A 20,644-nucleotide genomic window follows, 5' to 3' on the forward strand; every position below is an offset into this window, starting at 1 on the left:
CCATGCCCGACGCTGGAAGCGGCTGCGTTCTGTTTGTCGATGACGAACGGGCGGTTCGGCTGGCCGGGCAGCAAGCGCTGGAACTGGCCGATTTCTCCGTCACCGCGTGTGATGGGGCGGAGCGCGCCTTGCGCCACATCGGGCGCGATTGGCCGGGCTGCCTCGTCACCGATCTGCGGATGCCGCAGATGGATGGTTTGACGCTGATGGCGCGGGTTCAGGCCATCGACCCGGAATTGCCGGTCATCCTCATCACTGGCCATGGCGACGTGCCGATGGCGGTGGAGGCGATGCGCAAGGGCGCCTATGATTTTCTGGAAAAGCCCTTCCCGTCGGATCGGCTGACGGAAACCGCGCGGCGGGCGGTGGAAAAGCGCCGTCTGGTTTTGGAAAACCGCCGCTTGCGCGCCGCCCTGTCCGGCGGGGGGGAGGCGACCCACAGCATCGTTGGGCGCACGCCGGGGGTCGAGCGGCTGCGCGCCACCATCGCGGCGGTGGCCGACACCGACGCCGACGTTCTGGTGTTGGGTGAAACCGGCACGGGCAAGGAAATGGTCGCCCGTTCGCTCCACGCCGCCAGCGTCCGCCGCAAACGCCCCTTTGTCGCGCTGAATTGCGGGGCGATGCCCGAAGCCATTTTTGAAAGCGAATTGTTCGGGCATGAGGCCGGGGCCTTCACCGGGGCGAGCAAACGGCGGATCGGGCGGATCGAACATTCCAGCGGCGGCACCCTGTTCCTGGACGAAATCGAAAGCATGCCGCTGTCGCTTCAGGTCAAGCTGCTGCGGGTCATTCAGGAGCGGGTGGTCGAGCCGCTGGGATCGAACGAGCTGATTCCGGTCGATCTGCGCGTGGTCGCCGCGACCAAGGTTGATTTGAAGCAGGCCGCCGCCGCCGGGAAGTTCCGCGAGGATCTCTATTACCGCCTGAACGTCGTCGTCGTCGCCATCCCCCCCCTGCGCGAACGGCGCGACGACATCCCGGTGCTGTTCCAGCATTTCGTGCTTCAGGCCGCCAACCGCTACAACCGCGAACCGCGCGCCCTGTCGCCCGCCCAGACGCAACGGCTGGTCAGCCAGGATTGGCCCGGCAACGTCCGCGAACTGCGCAACGCCGCCGACCGTTTCGTGTTGGGCCTGGACGAAGCGACGGCGGAGCCTGCCCCGCCCGCCCGCTCCTCGGCCCTGTCGCTGGCCGAGCAGGTGGATCTGTTCGAAAAGGGGCTGATCCAAAGCGAGCTGGCCCGCCAGAAGGGCAGCGTGAAGGCCGCCATCGAGGCACTGACCATTCCGCGCAAAACTTTTTACGACAAGCTGAAGAAGTATGGTTTGAGTCGGGATGATTTCATCGACTGATGGGTCGGGGCATTTTCTTGTTTCGCCTTTGTGAATCCTGCGGGCGTGTGAGTCGGGCAGAAATTATTTGATGAGAGTGTATTGAATTAACGCATTTTGTTGGTGTTTTCCCTGATTGGCTGGAGGTCATAGATCCCTTTAAAAATATGTGTTTTCTGGGCTTCCTAAAGATCAGTTTCTGCGAGGGGCAATGTTTTTAAAAAGAGACTCTGCGCAAACGCATTCTCTTCGCTTCTTTCGGAATGGTTGTTCAGGGGAAAAGGCATGTCCAGCCGTGAATCCTTGCTGAAATCGGCGTCCGTTCTGGTGGTTGAAGACAATGAGTTCACCAGCCGCTTGATCGCCACGATTCTGCGGAAAATCGGCGTCGGCACGGTGTATGAGGCCGCGTCGGCTTGGAACGCCTTCAACATTCTGAACATCTCGCCGGTCAGTGTGATCCTCTGTGATCTTGAGATGGAGCCGATGGGCGGGTTGGCCTTCCTCACGCTGCTCCGGTCAGGCCGCCTGCCCGAAGGGATGACGCCGAACGCGCCGCTCGACACCGAAATTCCCGTCGCCGTTCTGACCGCCCACACCGCGCCGGAGATCGTCAAACGCGCGCGGGACGCCGGGGCCACGGCCTTCCTGACCAAGCCGATCAACCCCACCCTGTTGCAGCAACGGCTTGAAGCGCTTCTTCGCGAAAGGGCGAGCAACCCAGTCCATGGCAATGGGTTGCTGCGCGTGGTCTTTCGCAGCGAGGTCGCGCCCGGCGTCACGAAAGAGCACATCAAATCCATCATGGCCGCGTCCCAGTCCAAAAACCCGGCGCGGGGCATCAACAGCATGCTGTGTTTCGACACCACCCATTTTCTGGAAATTCTGGAAGGTCCGCATCGGGTGGTGGACACGCTGTACGGCAAGATTCAAGCCGACACCCGCCACCGCAACGTCAAGACGGCGATCAAGGACAGGATTGACCAGCGTCTTCTTGAGAGCTGGGCCATGCTCTACATGGGACGCGAACCACCCATGGTGGATCTGTATCGCCGCCACTGCGGCTGTGACCACTTCGCCCCCGACCGCATGGAGCCGCCGCAAATCATGGAGTTCCTCACCGAGGTCATCGGACGTTATCGGAAGACCTGACCGACGCGCGCCATCACCGTTTCAGCAGATCGGCCAGATTCAGCACGGCTTCGGCGACGTCCGCCAGCCGCTTGTTCTGGTCCATCGCCATTTTGCGCAGGGTTTTGTACGCGTCATCCTCGCTCAAATCGCGGTGGGCCATCAGCAGCCCCTTGGCCCGTTCGATCAATTTGCGGTCGTTCAACGTGGCGCGGGATTTCTCCAGAGCCTCGCTCACCGCGCGGTGGCGGTCGAAATGGCCAACCACGTTGTCAACGATGGAGCGGATGAGCGTGGCGCTCAACCCATCCACGGCGTAGGGGCTGACGCCCGCGCGGATGGCGCGCGTCATCAGTGGGCGATCCTCCACGCCGATCAGCAGGGCGACCGGGCGCGGGGTCTCCTGGTTGATCGCCATCAGCTCGTCCAGACAGGCGGGGTCGGGCGCGGCCAGATCGACGATGAGAAGGTCCGGGCAATGGGTCTGGATGGCGGCGCGCAAATCGGCGTCAACGCCGATCACGGCGGCGATGACCACGCCGGTTTCGCGCAGGCTGTTTTCCACCAAAGCGGCCCGCTCGCTGTTGTCATCGACCACCAGAATCCGCACCGTCGCCGCCTCCCCATCCACACTTGTTCCGTTTTTTCAGCACGGCGCAGGCCTTAGGACTCAGGCGACCCGAACCGTTTCGATGAAGCCCGTCAGATCGCCGCGCAGGGTTCGCGTCAACCCGTCCAGATCGCGGGCGGCGTTCAGCACATGCCCGGCCATGGCCCCGGTGTCGTCGGCGGCCCCGGCGACGCCCTCCACGGCGCCGGACATGGTTTGCGCGCCGTCGGCGACGTCCTGAATGGTGGCGGCGATCCGGTCGGTCGCGGCCTCTTGCTGGGCCAAAGCGGCGGCGACGCGGGTGATGACGCCGTCCATGCTGGCGACGGTGTCGCGGATCGAGGCGATGGTGTCCACGGTCGCCAGCGCGGCGTTCTGAATCGCCTGAACCTGCCGGGCGATGTCGTCGGTCGCCCGCGCCGTCTGGGTCGCCAGACTCTTGACCTCCCCGGCGACCACGGCGAAGCCCTTTCCGGCCTCTCCGGCGCGGGCGGCTTCGATGGTGGCGTTCAGCGCCAGCAGGTTGGTTTGCCCGGCGATCTCGTGGATCAAGCCGACCACCTTGCCGATCTGGTTGGCGACGTCGTGCAGGCCGCCAACCGTGCCGTTGGTCCGTTCGACCTCCGACACGGCGGTGGCGGTGATGCGCAGGGTTTCTTCGGTTTGGCGGTTGATGTCGTGGATGGCCGCGCTCAACTCCTCCGCCGCCTTGGCGACGGTGCGCACGCCGTCGAGCGACTGGCGCGACGCCGACGCCATGCTGAGCGAGCGTTCGCTGTTCTGCCCGGCCACCTCCGCCATGCGTTGGGCGTTGTCGCGCATCCGTCCGGCCATGTCGGCCATGGTGGACAGCACGGAGTCGCTGGAATTGCCGAAATCATGCACGGCGTCCTCCAGAATTTGCTGACGCTCCTCGCTGCGGTTGCGTTCTTGCTGCTGCTGGGCGGCGAGGCTGGCGGTGTTGCCCAAGCCGTCGCGGAACAGGCGTTGGGCGTCGCGCGCCCAGTCGGGAGCGTTTGACGGCAGGGCGGTTGATGGCAGTGCGGTCGCCCGCATGGCCTGGGCAAGACTTTCGGACCAACGGGCCTGCGCGGTCAGGCGGCGGCGGGTCCACCAGCCGATCAGGCGCAGCCATGGCGTGGCGTTGGCGAGCGGCGCCGAGAAATCTTGGCGGGCCTTGGCCAGCGCGGTGGCGCAGGCGTCGCGCAAATCGGCGATCAGGCGGTCTTCCACCCGTTTGATCGCGTCGATCCGTCGGGTGGCGGCGGCGAACCAGGCTGGTCCCTCAATGTCCTCAAGCGCGCCGCTCAGGCCGCCGTCGCGGGCGACGCGGCGCATCCGCTCAAACTCGGCTTGATCCGACAGGGCGGCGCGCAGGGCTTCGGCCTGTTCGGGAGCGACATTGTCGGCGACGATGGCGAAGGAGCGGTTTTGCCCGGTGATGAGGGCGGCGAAGCGCCGATGCAGCCCGGCGTCGAACCGTCCGGCGGAAAAGCCAGCGGCGCCCGTCGCCCGCTCCTGCCCGGCTTGTTCCTTGCCCTGCATGAGGTTGAAGGCGGCGATCAAGGCGCGCGACACGACCGGGTCGGACGTCACGTCGGTCGCCGTCGACACGGCGCTCAGCAGCGCGCCGATCAAGCCGCAGAAAAAGGCGAAGCTGTCTTTGGGGGCCAAGGCCAACCGCCCCGCCCGCTCCCGCAGATCGGGCAGCGCGTCAAGATCGGCAAGGGCGCGGCGGATGTCGCCGAACAGCGCCGCGCCATGGACCATGCGGTCCAGGTCATTGAAACGGGCGCGCAGCTCCTGCTCGTATTTTTGGCAAAGCGCCGTCTGCGGGGCGATTTGCTCAGAAAATTGGCGTCCGCCGCTGCCCAGATGGATGTTCCAGACGCCGCGTTCCTTTTGCAGTTCATGGACCAGGGCGGCGATGGCGGACACGACGGCGCAGACCGCAGAAAGCTGCTCCAAATCGCGCAAGGTCCGGAACTTCGCCGCCAGAACGAAGCGCGCGGCGGCGTGCAGATCGCTGTGCAGGATGGGGTGTTTCATGCGGGTCATCCTTTGCGGTCGGTCTTCCATCAAAAGAGCTAGGCCCTTTGGACGTATGCTGATCGCGTGTTGCGACGCAAAAACCGGGCCGGTCCGGCTGGCATTGGCAAAAAGACCTAAAACTGACAGCGTGTGATGATTCTTTAGGCTTGCTGCCGCAACGCTGAGCAAGGCGGAGCTGGCTTGCGCAAGGACGGCTTGATCGGGGCCGTGGCGGCGATGCTAGAGTGCCGATGATGGGGGCTGAACGGATGATGGGGCGCACGGCATGATTCTGGAAACGCTGAGCGGCTTTCTCGACATCGACGGGGTTGCCCTGGAATACCGCCGCGTTCGGGCGGCGCGCGCGGGTTTGCCGACTCTGGTCTTCCTGCATGAGGGGCTGGGCTGCGTCGCCATCTGGAAGGATTTTCCCGACCGTCTGGCGGCGGCGACCGGCTGCGGCGCGCTGATTTATTCCCGGCGCGGTTATGGCCGCTCCTCGCCGGTGGTTCTGCCCCGCTCCACCGGCTATTTGCATGAGGAGGCGGACGGGGTGCTGCCCCGGCTGCTCGACCAGTTGGGCTTGACCGACGTCGTGCTGGTCGGCCACAGCGACGGGGCGTCCATCGCCCTGCTCGCCGCCTCCGGCCCAGCCGCGCCGCGCGTCCGCGCCGCCATCGCCGAGGCGCCCCACGTCTTTGTCGAGGATGTGACCATCGCGGGCATCCAGGCGGCGCGCGCGGTCTATGAGGACGGCTTGCGCGAGCGGTTGAAGCGGTTGCATGGCGACAATGTGGACGGCGCCTTTTGGGGGTGGAACGACACTTGGTTGACCGAGGAGTTCCGGCTCTGGAACATCGAAGACCGCCTGCCCGCCATCCGCGCGCCGTTTCTGGTGATCCAGGGGGTGGACGACGAATACGCCACCGCCGCGCAATATGACGCCATCGCGGCGCAAAGCGGCGGGCCGGTGTCGCTTCTCGTGCTCGACTCCTGCGGGCACACCCCGCACCGTGACCAGGGCGACGTGGTCTTGCAGGCGATGGTTGATTTCCTGCGCAAGGTCGCCGGTTTGGCGGGATGAACTGGCCTAAGGGCTGATTGACCAAGGGCTTTTGATCCTTCCATAGTGTGCGTTGCCGGTCCCCGGCGCCGCCATCGGGGATGGCGATACGGATTTTCGCCCCTGGCCGCATGACCCCGAAGCCCCACCTTTTGTCGCCCCTACGCGCCGTTCAGCGCCTGTTCACCCGCCTGTTCACCCGTGGGCGTCTGGCCCGCCGCTTCGCCTTCGTGTCGCTGATGCTGGGGGTGGTGCTGGCCGTGCTGATCGGGGCCAGCCTGTATCTGGTGTCCAGCCGCCATCTGGCCCGGCAGCATTATGGCAACGTTCAGGCCAACGCCGCGCTGGTCGCCCGGCAAACCGAAGGGCTGCTGACCACGCTGGTCAACACCATGCGGGATCTGGCGGACAACCGCGAACTGGCGCGCGCGCTGGCCGAACCCGGCGGCAAGGACACCCCCCTACTGCCCTTCCTGCGCAGCGTCGGCCAGATCGCCAGCGTGCCGGTGGTCCTGGTCTTCACCAACGCCGAGGGAAAGCCGCTGGCCGACAATGGGCAGCGGGCGGATTTGCGGATGACCCCCGCCGATCTGGCGTGGCTGGAGCGCGCCGTCGCCGCCCGGCAGTCGGCCGTGGCGGTGGTGAAGGACGGCGCCCGGCTGTTCCTGCTCGCCGCCGACCTTCCGGCGGCGGAGGGCGGCGCGCCGCTGGGTGGCGCTCCGCCCAGTGGCGCGCTGCTCTACAAAGCCCCCTTGAGCGCGCTGGTTCTCCATCCCGAAGCCACGCTGATCCAGGCCGGGGCCGCCGTGCCGCCGGTTCCCGCCGGGCGGATGGCGGTGGAGACGCCCTTGCGGGTGTCCGACCGGCTGGCCCCGCTGGGGCTGGTCCTGCGGCTGGAGGCGTCGTCCGTGCCGACCGCCGCCTTCCTGTCCTGGGTTCTGCCCGCCTATGGGCTGGTCGCGCTGGCCTCTCTGGTCGGGATTTATTTCGGCAGCCGGGCGGTGGGCAGCCACATGACCCGCTCCCTGCGCGAGTTGGAGCGGTTGGCCGGAACCATCGTCAGCCATGGCTTCATCGGCCAGCGCGCCCGCGTGCGCGGCGATGATGAGGTCGCCGGTCTGGCGACCACCTTCAACGCCATGCTCGACCACATCGCCGCCATCCAGCGCGAACGCGACCTGCGCGCGGCGGAGGAGATCACCATCCAGCGCACCTTCGCCGAGCGGGCCGGACAGGCGCGGGCGGAGGCGGAAGACGCCAAGACGGAGGCCGAACGCGCGCGCCAGGAAGCGATCATGGCCCTGATGGTCGCCGAACGCGCCAACGCGGCGAAAACCCATTTTCTGGCCGCCGCCAGCCATGATTTGCGCCAGCCCGTGCAATCGCTGGTGCTGTTGACCGCCGCGCTGGCGGTGCGGCTGGGCGACCATCCGGCCTCCTCCCTGGTCGGCAAGATCGAGGCGTCGATCAACGCGCTCTGCCGCCTGCTCGACGCCATTCTCGACATGTCGAAGCTGGACGCGGGCGTGGTGTCGCCCAGCGTGCAAACCGTGTCGCTGGGGGCGATTTTTCAACGGTTGGAGGATGAATACCGGCTGCGCGCGGCGGAAAAGGGCATCCGCTTCCGCGCCGCGCCGACCAGCGTCACCCTGTCCGCCGACCCGGCCCTGTTGGAGCGGATCATCCGCAATCTGGTGGAAAACGCCCTGCGCTACACCGACCAGGGGCGGATCGTCCTGGGCTGCCGCCGCAGCGCCGAGGGGGTGCGCGTCCAGGTTCTCGACACCGGCATCGGCATTCCGGCGGAGCATCTGGAGCGGATCTTCCATGAATTCTACCAGATCGCCAACCCGGCGCGGGATCGCGGCAAGGGGCTGGGCCTGGGGCTGGCCATCGTTGACCGTCTGGCCCGCCTGCTGAAATACCGGGTGGAGGTCGCCTCGACGCCCGGAAAAGGCTCCTGCTTCACCGTGCGGATCGACGGGCCGACGCTGGATCGGGTCGCCGTTTTGCCGTTGCCGGGATCGGGCGGATTGACTGGGGTCGATAGGACCGTCGGTCTGGCCCTGGTGATCGACGACGATCCGTTGGTCCGCGAAGGGCTGACGCTGCTGATCGAGCAATGCGGGTGGCGGGTTCTGGCCTGCGACGGCGCGTCGGCGGCGGTGCGGGCGCTGACCATCGCCCGGCGGTCGCCCGATCTGGTGATCGCCGATTTGCGGCTGGCGGCCGGGGAAAGCGGGTTGGACGCCATCGGCGCGGTGGAGCGGACGATCCGAACGGTTCTGAAAAACCCGCGCCTGCCCCTGTGCGTCGTGCTGACCGGCGACACCGCGCCGGAGCGCATCACGGACGCCAAGGCCAGCGGCCACCGGATTTTGCACAAGCCGATAGCCGCCAAGGAGATCGCCGCTCTGTTGAGTGAGGCGCTTCCCACCCTGCCCATCGCCGCGCGGTCCTGACGAGGCGATACCCGATAGCGTCCATCGGATGATCGGGCGGCCGTCGCAGGCGGTTCCCGGATCCGCGCGTTTGCGTTTTTTGCGGCGCATCATTCGATAAAAATGAATGAATTTTGTGTCGCGTCAGCGGAATTCCCACATCATCTTCAGGGATTCTCGCGCGCAAAACCGCCATTCTTTCCAAGGAAACGCCGTTGGAAAAGCCGGAATTCCAACGCTGCGGCGCAGGGCGACAAAATGACACATCAATCCACTTTACAGTCTGAGTTTTGTATCATATTTTCCCCTCATAGACAGTTTGCTGGACGCGCAAGCAATCGCGGGGACGCCGATGTACACGCAGGGTTTGGACAGCAAGACCGAGCAGGGCGCTCAGCCGTCACCCCGTCTGGTGACGCAGGACGATATCCGGTTTCAGGAACGCATCGACGCCGAAGACAAGATCGAGCCGCGCGACTGGATGCCCGACGGCTACCGCCGCACCCTGGTCCGCCAGATCGCCCAGCACGCCCATTCCGAAATCGTCGGCATGCTGCCGGAAGGCAATTGGATCACCCGCGCGCCCAGCCTGCGCCGCAAGGTGGCCCTGCTGGCCAAGGTGCAGGATGAGGGCGGGCACGGGCTTTACCTCTACAGCGCGGCGGAAACGCTGGGCGTGTCGCGCGACGAGCTGGTCGAACAGCTTTTGGCGGGCAAGGCCAAATATTCCAGCATCTTCAATTACCCGACCCTGACCTGGGCCGACATCGGGGCCATTGGCTGGCTGGTGGACGGCGCGGCGATCATGAATCAGGTGCCGCTCTGCCGCTGCTCCTACGGTCCCTACGCCCGCGCCATGGTGCGGGTGTGCCGGGAGGAGAGCTTCCACCAGCGCCAGGGCTATGAGCTGATGCTGGCGTTGGCCAACGGCACGGCGGAGCAAAAGCGGATGGCGCAGGACTCGCTGAACCGCTGGTGGTGGCCGTCGCTGATGATGTTCGGCCCGTCCGACGACCAGTCGGCCCATTCGGCGCAGAACATGGCCTGGAAGATCAAGCGCTTCTCCAACGACGATCTGCGCCAGCGCTTTGTCGACGCCACCGTGCCGCAGGCGGAGTTTTTGGGCCTGACCATCCCCGATCCCGACCTGCGCCTGAACGCCGAAACCGGCCATTATGATTTCGGCGCCATCGACTGGACCGAGTTCAACGAGATCCTGAAGGGCAACGGCCCCTGCAACCGCGAACGCCTGGAAGCCCGCCGCAAGGCCTGGGACGAGGGCGCGTGGGTGCGCGAGGCCGCCACCGCCCACGCCGCCAAACGCGCCCAGCGCGAGATGAAAAAAGTCGGCTGAAACAGCCGGGAGGGGGTAGAGCCATGGACCGCAAAGATTGGCCGTTGTTCGAGATTTTCATCCGTCCGAAGAACGGCTTGAGCCACAAGCATGTCGGCAGCCTGCACGCCGCCGATGGCCGGATGGCGCTGGACAACGCCCGCGACGTCTACACCCGCCGGGGTGAAGGGGTGAGCATTTGGGCGGTTCCCGCCGCCAGCATCGCCGCCTCCGACCCGTCGGACAAGGCCAGCCTGTTCGATCCGGCGGACGACAAGATTTACCGTCATCCGACCTTTTACGAGATCCCCGCCGACGTGAAGAACATCTGAAGCGTCGGCCCCCTCCCCAGCCCTCCCCCGCTCACGCGGGAGAGGGGGCCTTTCGGATAAGCCACCGTCATTCCCTCTCCCGCGCAAGCGGGGGAGGGTTAGGGAGGGGGCAAGACGGCGCCGACAAAAGACCAAACCCGCGATGGGTCGGAAGGACATCGGATGAGCAACGACACCCAACAGGCCCTGTTCGGTTACGCGCTGCGGCTGGGCGACACCAGTCTGGTGCTGGGCCATCGCCTTTCGGAATGGTGCGGCCACGCGCCGGAGCTGGAAGAAGACATCGCGCTGACCAACGTCGCCCTGGATCTGGTCGGCCACGCCCGCCTGTGGCTGGCCTACGCCGGAGAGGTCGAGGGCAAGGGCCGCGACGAAGACCGTCTGGCCTACCGGCGCGACGTGTTCGATTACCGCAACCATCTGCTGGTCGAACAGCCCAACCGCGATTTCGGCCACACCATCGTCCGCCAGTTCCTGCACGATTCCTGGGCGGTGGAGCTGTACGACCGGCTGACCGCGTCCACCGACGCGACGCTGGCCGGGATCGCCGCCAAGGCGGTGAAGGAGGTGCGCTATCACGTCCGTCACAGCGCTGACTGGTTGATCCGGCTGGGCGACGGCACCGCCGTCAGCCACGCCAAGGTGCAGGACGCGCTGGATCGGCTGTGGCCCTACACCGGCGAAATGTTCGAGAGCGACGCGGCGTCCGCGACCCTGGCCGCCGCCGGAATCGCCCCCGATCCGCTGGAGCTGCGCGCCGCCTGGAACGCCCGGATCGCCGAAATTCTGGCGGAGGCCACCCTGTCCCGCCCGGCCGACGGCTGGATGCAAAAGGGCGGGCTGCGCGGCGAGCACAGCGAGCATTTGGGCTTTCTGCTGGCCGAAATGCAGTTCCTGCCGCGCGCCTATCCCGACGCGACCTGGTGAGAGGGGGCATGGCCATGCCGGACGCGGGCTGTTGGGGACCGGAGCCAGGGGCCGACACGCTGCTGTTGACCGCCTGGAACGCCTTGGCCGAGGTGATGGACCCGGAGATTCCGGTGTTGAGCGTCGTCGATCTCGGCGTCGTCCGGTCGGTGGATCGCCAGACGGATGGGCGGATCGCCGTGACGGTGACGCCGACCTATTCCGGCTGCCCGGCCACCGGCGTCATCGTGCTGGATGTGGAAACCGCGCTGGCGCGGGCCGGTCTGGACGCCGTGGTTCGCGTGGTCATCGCCCCGCCCTGGACCACCGATTGGATCAGCGAGACGGGCCGCGCCAAGCTGGCCGAGGTCGGCATCGTGCCGCCGCCCGCGTCGGGCAAACGGTCGCTGACCGCGCCAGAGGAATCCATCGCCTGCCCGCTCTGCGGATCGACCGACACGGCGCAAATCAGCCGCTTCGGCTCCACCGCCTGCAAGGCCCTGCACCGCTGCAACGCCTGCCTCGAACCGTTCGACGTGTTCAAATGCCATTGAGCGGCTGCGCCCTTTGCCCCCTCCCTAACCCTCCCCCGCGCGAGCGCGGGAGAGGGAACTCCGCCTTGCGCCGACAAGGTTCCAGGCTCCCTCTCCCGCATCGCGGGGGAGGGCTGGGGAGGGGGAAAGACGCGCGCCCGACAAGGAATCCCGCCCCATGAGCGCCCCCAGCTTTAACGCCCCCAGCTTTCATCCCCTGACCATCCGGGATTGCCGCCGGGAAACCGCCGACACCGTGTCGCTGCTGTTCGACGTGCCGCCGGAATTGGCCGAGCGTTACCGCTTCGTCCAGGGCCAGCATCTGACCTTGAAGACCATCATCAACGGGGAAGAGGCGCGGCGGTCCTACTCCATCTGCTCCGGCGTGGACGAGGGGGAGTTGCGCGTCGCCGTCAAGCGGGTGGAGGGCGGCCTGTTCTCCAACCACGCCAACGACGCGCTGGCCCCCGGCATGGTCATCGACGTGATGACGCCGATGGGCCGCTTCACCACCCCGCTGGATCCGACGGCGGCGCGGCGCTACGTCGCCTTCGCGGCGGGCAGCGGCATCACGCCGATCCTGTCGATCATCAAAACCGTGCTGGCGCGCGAGCCGCACAGCCAATTTTTGCTGATTTACGGCAACCGCGCCGTCTCGTCGATCATCTTCCGCGAAGAGCTGGAGGATCTGAAGAACCGCCATATGGGGCGGTTGGCGATCCATCATCTGTTGAGCCGCGAGCCGGAAGAGGCGGGCTTGCTGTCGGGCCGCATCGGCGCCGATCTGGTGCGTGACCTGTGCGCCGGGCAACTCGACGCCGCCAGCGTGGACGCCGCGTTCCTCTGCGGCCCGCAAGCGATGGTGGAGGAGGTGCGCGACGCGCTGGCCGCAGCCGGAACCCCGGCGGAGCGCATCCATCTGGAACTGTTCGGCACGTCCGCTGATCGCCGACCGCCCGCCCCGGCGAAGGCCGCGACCGACGGCGTGGCGGACGGCCCGGCGGACGGGGCGACCATCGCCATTCTTCAGGACGGCAAGCGGCGCGAATTCACCCTGGCCTATGACGGCGACACCATCCTGGACGCCGCCCACCGCCACGGCGCCGACCTGCCCTATTCCTGCAAATCCGGCGTCTGCTGCACCTGCCGGGCCAAAATCCGCGAAGGCAAGGTGTCGATGGCCGAGAACTATTCCCTGGAACCGTGGGAGGTCGAGGCCGGTTACGTCCTGACCTGCCAATCGCGCCCGCTGACCGAGCGGGTGGTGATCGACTTCGACGCCCCTTGAGGGACGCAAGCGCCAACCGCCAGACCGCCAACCGCCCGCTCAAACAACCAAGCAAAATGGGAAACGCCCGCATGACCACGACCCCGCAGAGCCTGTTCGCCACCCACGAAGCCACGCTGCGCAAGGCGGTGGACGCCTGCCGCAGCCGCGCCTATTGGTCGGCCTACCCGGAAATGCCCAGCCCGCGCGCCTATGGCGAAACGGCGGCGGCGGATGGCGAGGCGGCGTTGGCGGCCTACCGCGACCAGCCCTTTCCGCTGGATCAGCCGGGCGTGACCGGAACGGCGGGGGGCGAGCGGTCGCCCTTCGGCTTTGCGTTGGGCGTCACCTACCCGGTGTCGGACATCGACGCGCTGCTGGCGGCGGCGAAGGCGGCGATGCCGGGCTGGCGCAAGGCCGGTCCCGATGGCCGGGCGGGGGTCTGTCTGGAAATCCTGAAGCGGTTGAACGCGCGCAGCTTTGAAATCGCCAACGCGGTCATGCACACCACGGGTCAGGCCTTCATGATGGCCTTCCAGGCGGGCGGCCCGCACGCGCAAGATCGCGGGCTTGAGGCCGTCGCCTATGGCTGGAAGGCGATGACCGATCAGGCCCCGACCGCGCGTTGGGAAAAGCCGCAGGGCAAGAACCCGCCGCTGGTGATGGACAAGCGGTTCGAGGTGGTCGGGCGCGGCGTCGGGCTGGTGATCGGCTGCGCCACCTTCCCGACCTGGAACGGCTATCCCGGCCTGTTCGCCAGCCTCGTCACCGGCAACGCCGTCATCGTGAAGCCGGGGCCGACGGCGATCCTGCCGCTGGCCATCACCGTCAAGATCGCCCGCGAGGTGCTGGCCGAGGCCGGGCTTGACCCGAATCTCGTGACTCTGGCCATCGGCGACAGCATCGCCAAGGATCTGGCCCTGCGGCCCGAGGTGGCGGTGATCGACTACACCGGCTCGACCGGCTTCGGCGATTGGCTGGAGCAGAACGCCCGTCAGGCCCAGGTCTACACCGAAAAGGCGGGCGTCAACACCGTCACCATCGACAGCACGGACGATCCCAAGGGCATGGTCCGCAACCTCGCCTTCACGCTCAGCCTTTATTCCGGCCAGATGTGCACGACGACGCAGGTCTTCTTCGTGCCCAAGGACGGCATTGCGACCGGGGCGGAGCGGATGAGCTTCGATCAGGTGGCCGCCGCGCTGGCTGGCGGCGTGGACAAGTTCCTGTCCGATCCCGAACGCGCGGTGGAGGTGCTGGGCGCCATCCAATCGCCCGCCACGCTGGCCCGCATCGACAGCGCGGCGAAACTCGGCACGGTGGTGTTGCCGTCCCGCGCCATCGCCCACCCGAAATTCCCTGACGCGCAGGTCCGCACCCCGTTGATCCTGACCATGGACGCCAGCGAGGAGGAGAAATATGGCGAGGAGCTGTTCGGCCCCATCGCCATCATCGTCAAAACCGACTCCACGGCGGACAGCCTGGAGCGCGCCGCCCGCCTGACCCGGACCAAGGGCGCGTTGACCGCCGGTCTCTATTCCAGCGATCCGGCGGTGATCGAGCAAGCGACCGAGGCGTTCGTCGAGGCGGGCGTCGCCCTGTCGGTCAATCTGACCGGCGGCGTCTTCGTCAACCAATCGGCGGCCTTCAGCGATTTCCACGGCACCGGGGCCAACCCGGCGGCCAACGCCGCGCTGTGCGATCTGGCCTTTGTCGCCAACCGCTTCCGCGTCGTGCAGAGCCGCGTTCCGGCGCCCGTCGTTTCGGAGGCCGCCCAATGAGCGACGTCGCCATGACCAGCGAAAAAACCATCCTCCTGACCATCGCCGACGGCGTGGCCACCATCACGCTGAACCGGCCCGACCGGCTGAACAGCTTCACCGCCGCCATGCACGCCGAATTGCGCGAGGCGCTGGCCGAGGTGCAGGACGACAAGACGGTGCGCTGCGTCCTGCTGACCGGGGCCGGGCGCGGTTTCTGCGCCGGGCAGGATCTGTCCGACCGGGCGGTGGCGCCGGGAACGCAGGGGCCGGATTTGGGCGTGTCCATCGAGACCAATTACAACCCGCTGGTCCGCAGCCTGCGCGCCTTGCCGATGCCGGTGATCTGCGCCGTGAACGGCGTGGCGGCGGGGGCCGGGGCCAATCTGGCGCTGGCCTGCGACATCGTGTTGGCGGCGCGTTCGGCCAGCTTCATTCAGGCCTTCTGCAAGATCGGGCTGCTGCCCGATTCCGGCGGCACCTGGACCCTGCCGCGTCTGGTCGGCCACGCCCGCGCCATGGGTCTGGCGATGCTGGGCGACAAGCTGTCGGCGGAGCAGGCCGAAGCCTGGGGCATGATCTGGAAGGCGGTGGACGACGACAAATTGGCCGGGGAGGCGCTGGCGCTGGCCCGTCATCTGGCGACGCAGCCGACCAAGGGGTTGGGCTTCATCAAGCAGGCGCTCAACGCCTCCTCCACCAACGATCTGGACGCGCAGCTTGATCTGGAGCGCGATCTCCAGCGCGAGGCTGGACACACGGAGGATTACCGCGAGGGCGTCGCCGCCTTCGTCGGCAAACGCGCGCCGCAGTTCCAGGGACGGTGACGATGCGGCCCCTTCCCCCCTCCACCATCGTTGGCGTGGTCGGCAGCGGCGCCATGGGCCAGGGCATCGCCCAGGTCGCCGCGCAGGCCGGTCATCCGGTGCGGCTGGTCGACGCCCGCCCCGGCGCGGCGGCGTCCGCCGTCGCCGCCATCGCCAAGACGCTGAACGGGCTGGTCGACAAGGGCAAACGGACGGCGGCGGAGCGCGACGCGACGCTCAATCGGCTGACCGCCGTGGACGGCCTGCCCGATCTGGCCCCCGCCGGGTTGGTGATCGAGGCGATTGTCGAGGATCTCGACGTCAAGCGCCGCTTGTTCGCCGAGCTTGAAAGCGTCGTCGGTCCCGACGCCATTCTGGCGACCAACACCTCCTCCCTCTCCGTCACCGCCATCGCGGCGGGGGTGGCGCGGCCCGAACGGTTGGCCGGGTTGCATTTCTTCAACCCTGCGCCGCTGATGGCGCTGGTGGAGATCGTCAGCGGTCTGGCGACCGATCCAACCATCGCCGCCACCCTGTTCGACACCGCGCGGGCCTGGGGCAAAAGCCCGGTGCGCTGCCGCTCGACCCCCGGCTTCATCGTCAACCGGGTGGCCCGCCCCTTCTACGCCGAAGGGCTGCGGCTGTTGCAGGAGCAGGTGGGCGATCCCGCCAGCATCGACGCCATCCTGCGCGAGTCCGGCGGCTTCCGCATGGGGCCGTTCGAGCTGATGGATCTGATCGGCCATGACGTGAATTTCGCCGTCACCCGCTCCGTCCACGCCGCTTACTTCGGCGACCCGCGTTTTCAGCCCTCGCTGATCCAGCAAGAGTTGGTGGACGCCGGGCGCTTGGGCCGCAAGAGCGGGCGCGGCTTTTACGATCACAGCCCCGGCGCCGACCGCCCGGCCATAGCCAGCCTACCCGCCGAGCCGCGTCCGTCGCGGGTGGTGGTTCAGGGCGACCTTGGCCCGGCGTCGGCTCTGCCCGGCCTGCTGCGCGCCGCCGGGGTGAGCGTGGAGGAGGAGCCGGGCGGCGGTCTGCTGATCGTCGATGGCGTGACCTTGGCGTTGACCGATGGGCGCAGCGCCGGACAGCGCGCGGCGGAAGACGGCCTGAAGCCGCTGGTCATGTTCGATCTGGCGCTGGATTACGCGACGGCGACCCGCGTGGCCATCGCCAGAACCAACGCCACATCCGATGACGCGCTTGCCGTCGCCGCCGGGCTGTTCGCCGCGCTGGGCAAGGCCGTGACCGTGCTGGACGATTTGCCCGGCATGGCGGTTTTGCGCACCGTCGCCATGCTGGCGAACGAGGCGGCGGATGCGGTTGCGCAGGGCGTCGCCAGCGCCGCCGACATCGACACCGCCATGACCAAGGGCGTGAATTACCCGCTGGGGCCGCTGGCCTGGGCCGAACGGATCGGGTTGAGCCGCGTTCTGGGCGCGCTCGACGCGCTGGCCCGGACCTATGGCGAGGACCGTTACCGCGCCTCGGCCCTGTTGCGCCGCAAAATCTGGGAAGGAACCCGCTTCCATGACTGAGACCCCGCCCAGCATGACGCCGCAAGACACCGCCGACGCGGTCGGGCGCGGCATGTACGAACGCGATTATTGCGCCCAGTCCCACGGCATCGAACTGGCCGCCATCGCGCCGGGCTTTTCCCGGATGACCATGACCGTGCGCAAGGACATGGTGAACGGTCACGACATCGGCCATGGCGGCATGACCTTCACGCTGGCCGACACCGCCTTCGCCTACGCCTGCAACGCCGACAACCATGTGACGGTGGCGTCGGGCTGCTCCATCAGCTTCCCCGCCCCGGCCCGTCTGGGCGACGTGCTCACGGCGGAATGCCGGGTGGTGCATCAGGGCGGTCGGTCGGGCGTGTACGACACCGTCGTCACCAACCAGGACGGCGTGATCGTCGGCCTGTTCCGTGGCCAATCCGCCCGTTTGAAGGGGCAACGGGTCGTGGACGTCGGTTGACCGACGCCGCCCGCCCCCCAGCTTGATTTTCAGGAGCCGCGTGTCATGACCGAAGCCTTTCTTTGCGACGCCGTCCGCACCCCCTTTGGCCGTTACGGCGGCGGACTGGCGACGGTGCGCCCCGACGATCTGGCCGCCGTGCCGTTGAAGGCGCTGATGGCGCGCAACCCCGGCGTCGATTGGGCGGCGGTGGACGACGTGATCCTCGGCTGCGCCAACCAGGCGGGGGAAGACAACCGCAACGTCGCCCGCATGGCCGTTCTGTTGGCCGGTCTGCCGGACGTCGTGCCGGGAACCACCGTCAACCGGCTGTGCGGGTCGGGGATGGACAGCATCGGCATGGCCGCCCGCGCCATCAAGGCCGGTGAGGCCGAGCTGATGATCGCGGGCGGCGTGGAAAGCATGACCCGCGCGCCCTTCGTCATGGGCAAGGCCGACAGCGCCTTTTCCCGCGCCGCCGACATCTTCGACACCACCATCGGCTGGCGCTTCGTCAACCCGGCTATGAAGGCGCAGTTCGGCATCGACAGCATGCCGGAGACCGCCGAGAACGTCGCCGCCGAGTATCGGATCAGCCGCGCCGACCAGGACGCTTTCGCCCTGCGCAGCCAACAGCGCGCCGCCCGCGCCCAAGCCGCCGGACGCTTCGCCCGCGAGATCGTTCCGGTGTCGATCCCCCGCCGCAAGGGCGAGCCGGTGATCGTGTCCGAAGACGAGCATCTGCGCCCCGACACGACGCTGGAGGCGCTGGCCAAGCTCGGCACGCCCTTCCGCAAGGAGGGCGGCAGCGTCACGGCGGGCAACGCGTCGGGCGTCAACGACGGCGCGGCGGCGGTGATCGTCGCCTCCGCCGACGCGGTGCGCCGCTATGGCCTGACGCCCCGCGCCCGCATCGTCGGCATGGGCGTGGCGGGGGTGCCGCCGCGCGTCATGGGCATCGGCCCGGCCCCGGCCTCGCAAAAGCTGCTGGCCCGGCTTGGTCTGACCATCGCCGACATGGACGTGATCGAACTGAACGAGGCGTTCGCGGCGCAAGGTCTGGCGGTGCTGCGCGAACTGGGGCTGCCCGACGATTCCGACCATGTGAACCCGAACGGCGGCGCCATCGCGCTGGGCCACCCGTTGGGGGCCAGCGGCGCCCGTCTGGTCGCCACCGCCGTGATGGAGTTGGAAGACCGCAAGGCCGCCCGCGCGCTCTGCACCATGTGCATCGGCGTCGGCCAGGGCATCGCCATGATCCTTGAGCGGGTCTAAGCCCGCCCACGCCACCGTCCCAACCGGCCAAAAAAGCGCCGGACTCCAGGAAAAACGGGAGAAACGCACCATGAGCACCACGACTGCCAGCGCCACCGCCGCCCTCGACCAGTACGAGACCGCCAGCCGCGACGCGATCGCGGCGATGCAGACCGAACGGCTGGCCTGGTCGCTGCGCCACAGCTACGACAACGTCGCCGCCTTTCGCGCCAAATGCGAGGCGAAGGGCGTGCATCCCGACGATTTCAAGGAACTGAGGGATCTGGCGCTGTTCCCCTTCACGGTGAAGGATGATCTGCGCCAGAACTACCCGTTCGGCATGTTCGCCGTGCCGATGGAGGACATTGTCCGCGTCCACGCCTCCAGCGGCACCACCGGGCGGCCGACCGTCGTCGGCTACACCAAGCACGACATCGACGTTTGGGCGGAGGTGGTCGCCCGCTCCATCCGGGCGGCGGGCGGCAAGCGCGGCGACCGCGTGCACATCGCCTATGGCTACGGCCTGTTCACCGGCGGGCTTGGCGCCCATTACGGGGCGGAGCGGCTGGGCTGCACCGTCATTCCCATGTCGGGCGGGCAGACGGAAAAGCAGGTCCAACTGATTATGGACTTCAAACCGTCCATCATCATGGTGACGCCGTCCTACATCCTGAACATCGCCGAGGAGATGGTCCGCCAGGGAATCAGCCCGCGCGAAACCAGCCTGCGCGTCGGCATCTTCGGCGCCGAACCCTGGACCGGGGCGATGCGCGGCGAGATCGAAAAGACCTTCAACATCCACGCCGTGGACATTTACGGCCTGTCCGAAGTGATGGGGCCGGGCGTGGCCTCGGAATGCGTCGAGACCAAAGACGGGCCGGTCATCTGGGAGGATCATTTCTACCCCGAGATCATCGACCCCGACAGCGGCGAGGTTCTGCCCGACGGCGCCTATGGCGAGCTGGTCTTCACCACCTTGACCAAGCAGGGCATGCCGGTCATCCGCTACCGCACCCGTGACCTAACCCGCCTGCTGCCGCCCACCGCGCGGGGGATGCGGCGGATGGACAAGATCACCGGCCGGTCGGACGACATGCTCATCATTCGCGGCGTGAATGTCTTCCCGACCCAGATCGAGGAGTTGATTTGCAAGGACGCCGCGCTCGCCCCGCATTACGAACTGGTGGTCAGCCGCGACGGCCATCTCGACAGCCTCGCCATCCGGGTGGAGGCCAACCCCGACACCCACCCGTCGGAATGGGACCGCCACGCCAAGATGCTGCAACACTCGATCAAGTCGCGGGTCGGCATCAGCACGGCGGTGGAACTGGTCGAACAGGGCGGCGTCGCCCGCTCCATCGGCAAGGCCAAGCGCGTGCGGGATTTGCGTCCGAAGGCGTGAGGTTGAGGAGGTTTTGGTCGGATTGACAGACAGCCTCATTCGGTATCAATCTTTGATGCCGAATGAGGGAGGCGCGGGGTGAGCGGTCGGAATTTCAGCCTGACAGACCGATTGAGTCTGTTCATTGACCAGCAGGTCGAAGATGGGCGCCACCAGAACGCCAGCGAGGTCGTTCGGGAGGCGTTGCGCCGTTATCAGGACGATCTGGACGCGGAACGCGCAAGCCTCGCGGCGATTGAGGCTGTCGCCGACCGTGGAATCGCCGCGATGGAACGCGGGGAATTCCGGTTGGTGACTGGCGCGGAGGACCGGGGCGCTCTGTTGGGCGATCTCAACCGCCGGGCTGCGGAACGCGCGGCGGTCGCAGCATAGAGATCCTCATCCTGAAGATGCCGTGAGAGAGTGAGCGGCAAAGCGGAGTCGCTCTTTTTGCGGCAAGGCTTTGCCCCCTCCCTAACCCTCCCCCGCTATGCGGG

General features: G+C 67.2%; 18 protein-coding genes. 16 read left to right on the forward strand and 2 right to left on the reverse strand.

Going from position 1 to position 20,644, the window contains the following annotated elements:
- Positions 1-2: 2 nt before the first annotated feature.
- Complete coding sequence (locus D3877_RS27015) at positions 3-1,355, forward strand: sigma-54-dependent transcriptional regulator (RefSeq protein ID WP_119834063.1); 1,353 nt, start codon at positions 3-5, stop codon at positions 1,353-1,355.
- 264 nt (positions 1,356-1,619) lie between these two features.
- Complete coding sequence (locus D3877_RS27020) at positions 1,620-2,486, forward strand: BLUF domain-containing protein (protein WP_119833887.1); 867 nt, start codon at positions 1,620-1,622, stop codon at positions 2,484-2,486.
- Positions 2,487-2,499: 13 nt separating this feature from the next.
- Here the strand turns inward: D3877_RS27020 and D3877_RS27025 are convergent, their stop codons facing one another.
- Both D3877_RS27025 and D3877_RS27030 read right to left on the reverse strand, forming a co-directional pair.
- On the reverse strand, positions 2,500-3,096 hold the full coding sequence (locus tag D3877_RS27025) for an ANTAR domain-containing response regulator (RefSeq protein WP_119833888.1): 597 nt from the start codon (positions 3,094-3,096) through the stop codon (positions 2,500-2,502).
- A gap of 39 nt (positions 3,097-3,135) precedes the next feature.
- Positions 3,136-5,124, reverse strand: coding sequence for a methyl-accepting chemotaxis protein (locus D3877_RS27030; protein ID WP_158600016.1), 1,989 nt, complete (start codon positions 5,122-5,124; stop codon positions 3,136-3,138).
- A gap of 268 nt (positions 5,125-5,392) precedes the next feature.
- Here D3877_RS27030 and D3877_RS27035 point away from each other — a divergent pair, with 268 nt between their 5' ends.
- The 14 genes from D3877_RS27035 to D3877_RS27100 all read left to right on the forward strand — a co-directional run bounded on the left by D3877_RS27035 (position 5,393) and on the right by D3877_RS27100 (position 20,540).
- Positions 5,393-6,190 (forward strand): alpha/beta fold hydrolase, encoded by a 798-nt coding sequence (locus tag D3877_RS27035; RefSeq protein WP_119833890.1) that lies wholly within the window; start codon positions 5,393-5,395, stop codon positions 6,188-6,190.
- A gap of 110 nt (positions 6,191-6,300) precedes the next feature.
- Positions 6,301-8,631 (forward strand): ATP-binding response regulator, encoded by a 2,331-nt coding sequence (locus tag D3877_RS27040; RefSeq protein WP_119833891.1) that lies wholly within the window; start codon positions 6,301-6,303, stop codon positions 8,629-8,631.
- Between the two features lie 331 nt (positions 8,632-8,962).
- Positions 8,963-9,964, forward strand: coding sequence for a 1,2-phenylacetyl-CoA epoxidase subunit PaaA (paaA, locus tag D3877_RS27045; RefSeq protein ID WP_119833892.1), 1,002 nt, complete (start codon positions 8,963-8,965; stop codon positions 9,962-9,964).
- Between the two features lie 23 nt (positions 9,965-9,987).
- Positions 9,988-10,275 (forward strand): 1,2-phenylacetyl-CoA epoxidase subunit PaaB, encoded by a 288-nt coding sequence (gene paaB / locus D3877_RS27050; protein WP_119833893.1) that lies wholly within the window; start codon positions 9,988-9,990, stop codon positions 10,273-10,275.
- A gap of 162 nt (positions 10,276-10,437) precedes the next feature.
- On the forward strand, positions 10,438-11,202 hold the full coding sequence (gene paaC, locus D3877_RS27055; RefSeq protein ID WP_119833894.1) for a 1,2-phenylacetyl-CoA epoxidase subunit PaaC: 765 nt from the start codon (positions 10,438-10,440) through the stop codon (positions 11,200-11,202).
- A gap of 8 nt (positions 11,203-11,210) precedes the next feature.
- Positions 11,211-11,735 (forward strand): 1,2-phenylacetyl-CoA epoxidase subunit PaaD, encoded by a 525-nt coding sequence (gene paaD, locus D3877_RS27060; protein WP_338014633.1) that lies wholly within the window; start codon positions 11,211-11,213, stop codon positions 11,733-11,735.
- Positions 11,736-11,892: 157 nt separating this feature from the next.
- Positions 11,893-13,002, forward strand: a complete 1,110-nt coding sequence (gene paaE / locus D3877_RS27065) for a 1,2-phenylacetyl-CoA epoxidase subunit PaaE (protein ID WP_119833895.1) — start codon at positions 11,893-11,895, stop codon at positions 13,000-13,002.
- A gap of 71 nt (positions 13,003-13,073) precedes the next feature.
- Positions 13,074-14,762 carry a phenylacetic acid degradation protein PaaN gene (gene paaN, locus D3877_RS27070; RefSeq protein WP_119834065.1) on the forward strand — a complete coding sequence of 563 codons (1,689 nt, stop codon included), beginning with the start codon at positions 13,074-13,076 and terminating at the stop codon, positions 14,760-14,762.
- A gap of 11 nt (positions 14,763-14,773) precedes the next feature.
- Positions 14,774-15,568, forward strand: coding sequence for a 2-(1,2-epoxy-1,2-dihydrophenyl)acetyl-CoA isomerase PaaG (gene paaG / locus D3877_RS27075; RefSeq protein WP_119834066.1), 795 nt, complete (start codon positions 14,774-14,776; stop codon positions 15,566-15,568).
- 2 nt (positions 15,569-15,570) lie between these two features.
- The gene (paaH, locus tag D3877_RS27080; RefSeq protein WP_119833896.1) at positions 15,571-17,088 is read left to right on the forward strand and encodes a 3-hydroxyacyl-CoA dehydrogenase PaaH; all 1,518 of its coding nucleotides are present in this window, start codon (positions 15,571-15,573) and stop codon (positions 17,086-17,088) included.
- A complete protein-coding gene (gene paaI / locus D3877_RS27085; RefSeq protein WP_119833897.1) occupies positions 17,081-17,533 on the forward strand; it encodes a hydroxyphenylacetyl-CoA thioesterase PaaI in 453 nt (150 codons plus the stop codon). The genes paaH and paaI overlap by 8 nt, the downstream gene beginning before the upstream one ends.
- Before the next feature lie 45 nt (positions 17,534-17,578).
- Positions 17,579-18,787, forward strand: coding sequence for a 3-oxoadipyl-CoA thiolase (gene pcaF, locus D3877_RS27090; protein ID WP_119833898.1), 1,209 nt, complete (start codon positions 17,579-17,581; stop codon positions 18,785-18,787).
- A gap of 70 nt (positions 18,788-18,857) precedes the next feature.
- Positions 18,858-20,168 (forward strand): phenylacetate--CoA ligase PaaK, encoded by a 1,311-nt coding sequence (gene paaK / locus D3877_RS27095; protein WP_119833899.1) that lies wholly within the window; start codon positions 18,858-18,860, stop codon positions 20,166-20,168.
- 78 nt (positions 20,169-20,246) lie between these two features.
- On the forward strand, positions 20,247-20,540 hold the full coding sequence (locus D3877_RS27100) for a type II toxin-antitoxin system ParD family antitoxin (protein WP_119833900.1): 294 nt from the start codon (positions 20,247-20,249) through the stop codon (positions 20,538-20,540).
- The last annotated feature ends 104 nt before the right edge of the window (positions 20,541-20,644 follow it).

It is taken from the genome of Azospirillum cavernae (genome assembly GCF_003590795.1).
In the GTDB taxonomy this organism is placed as follows: Bacteria; Pseudomonadota; Alphaproteobacteria; order Azospirillales; family Azospirillaceae; genus Azospirillum; species Azospirillum cavernae.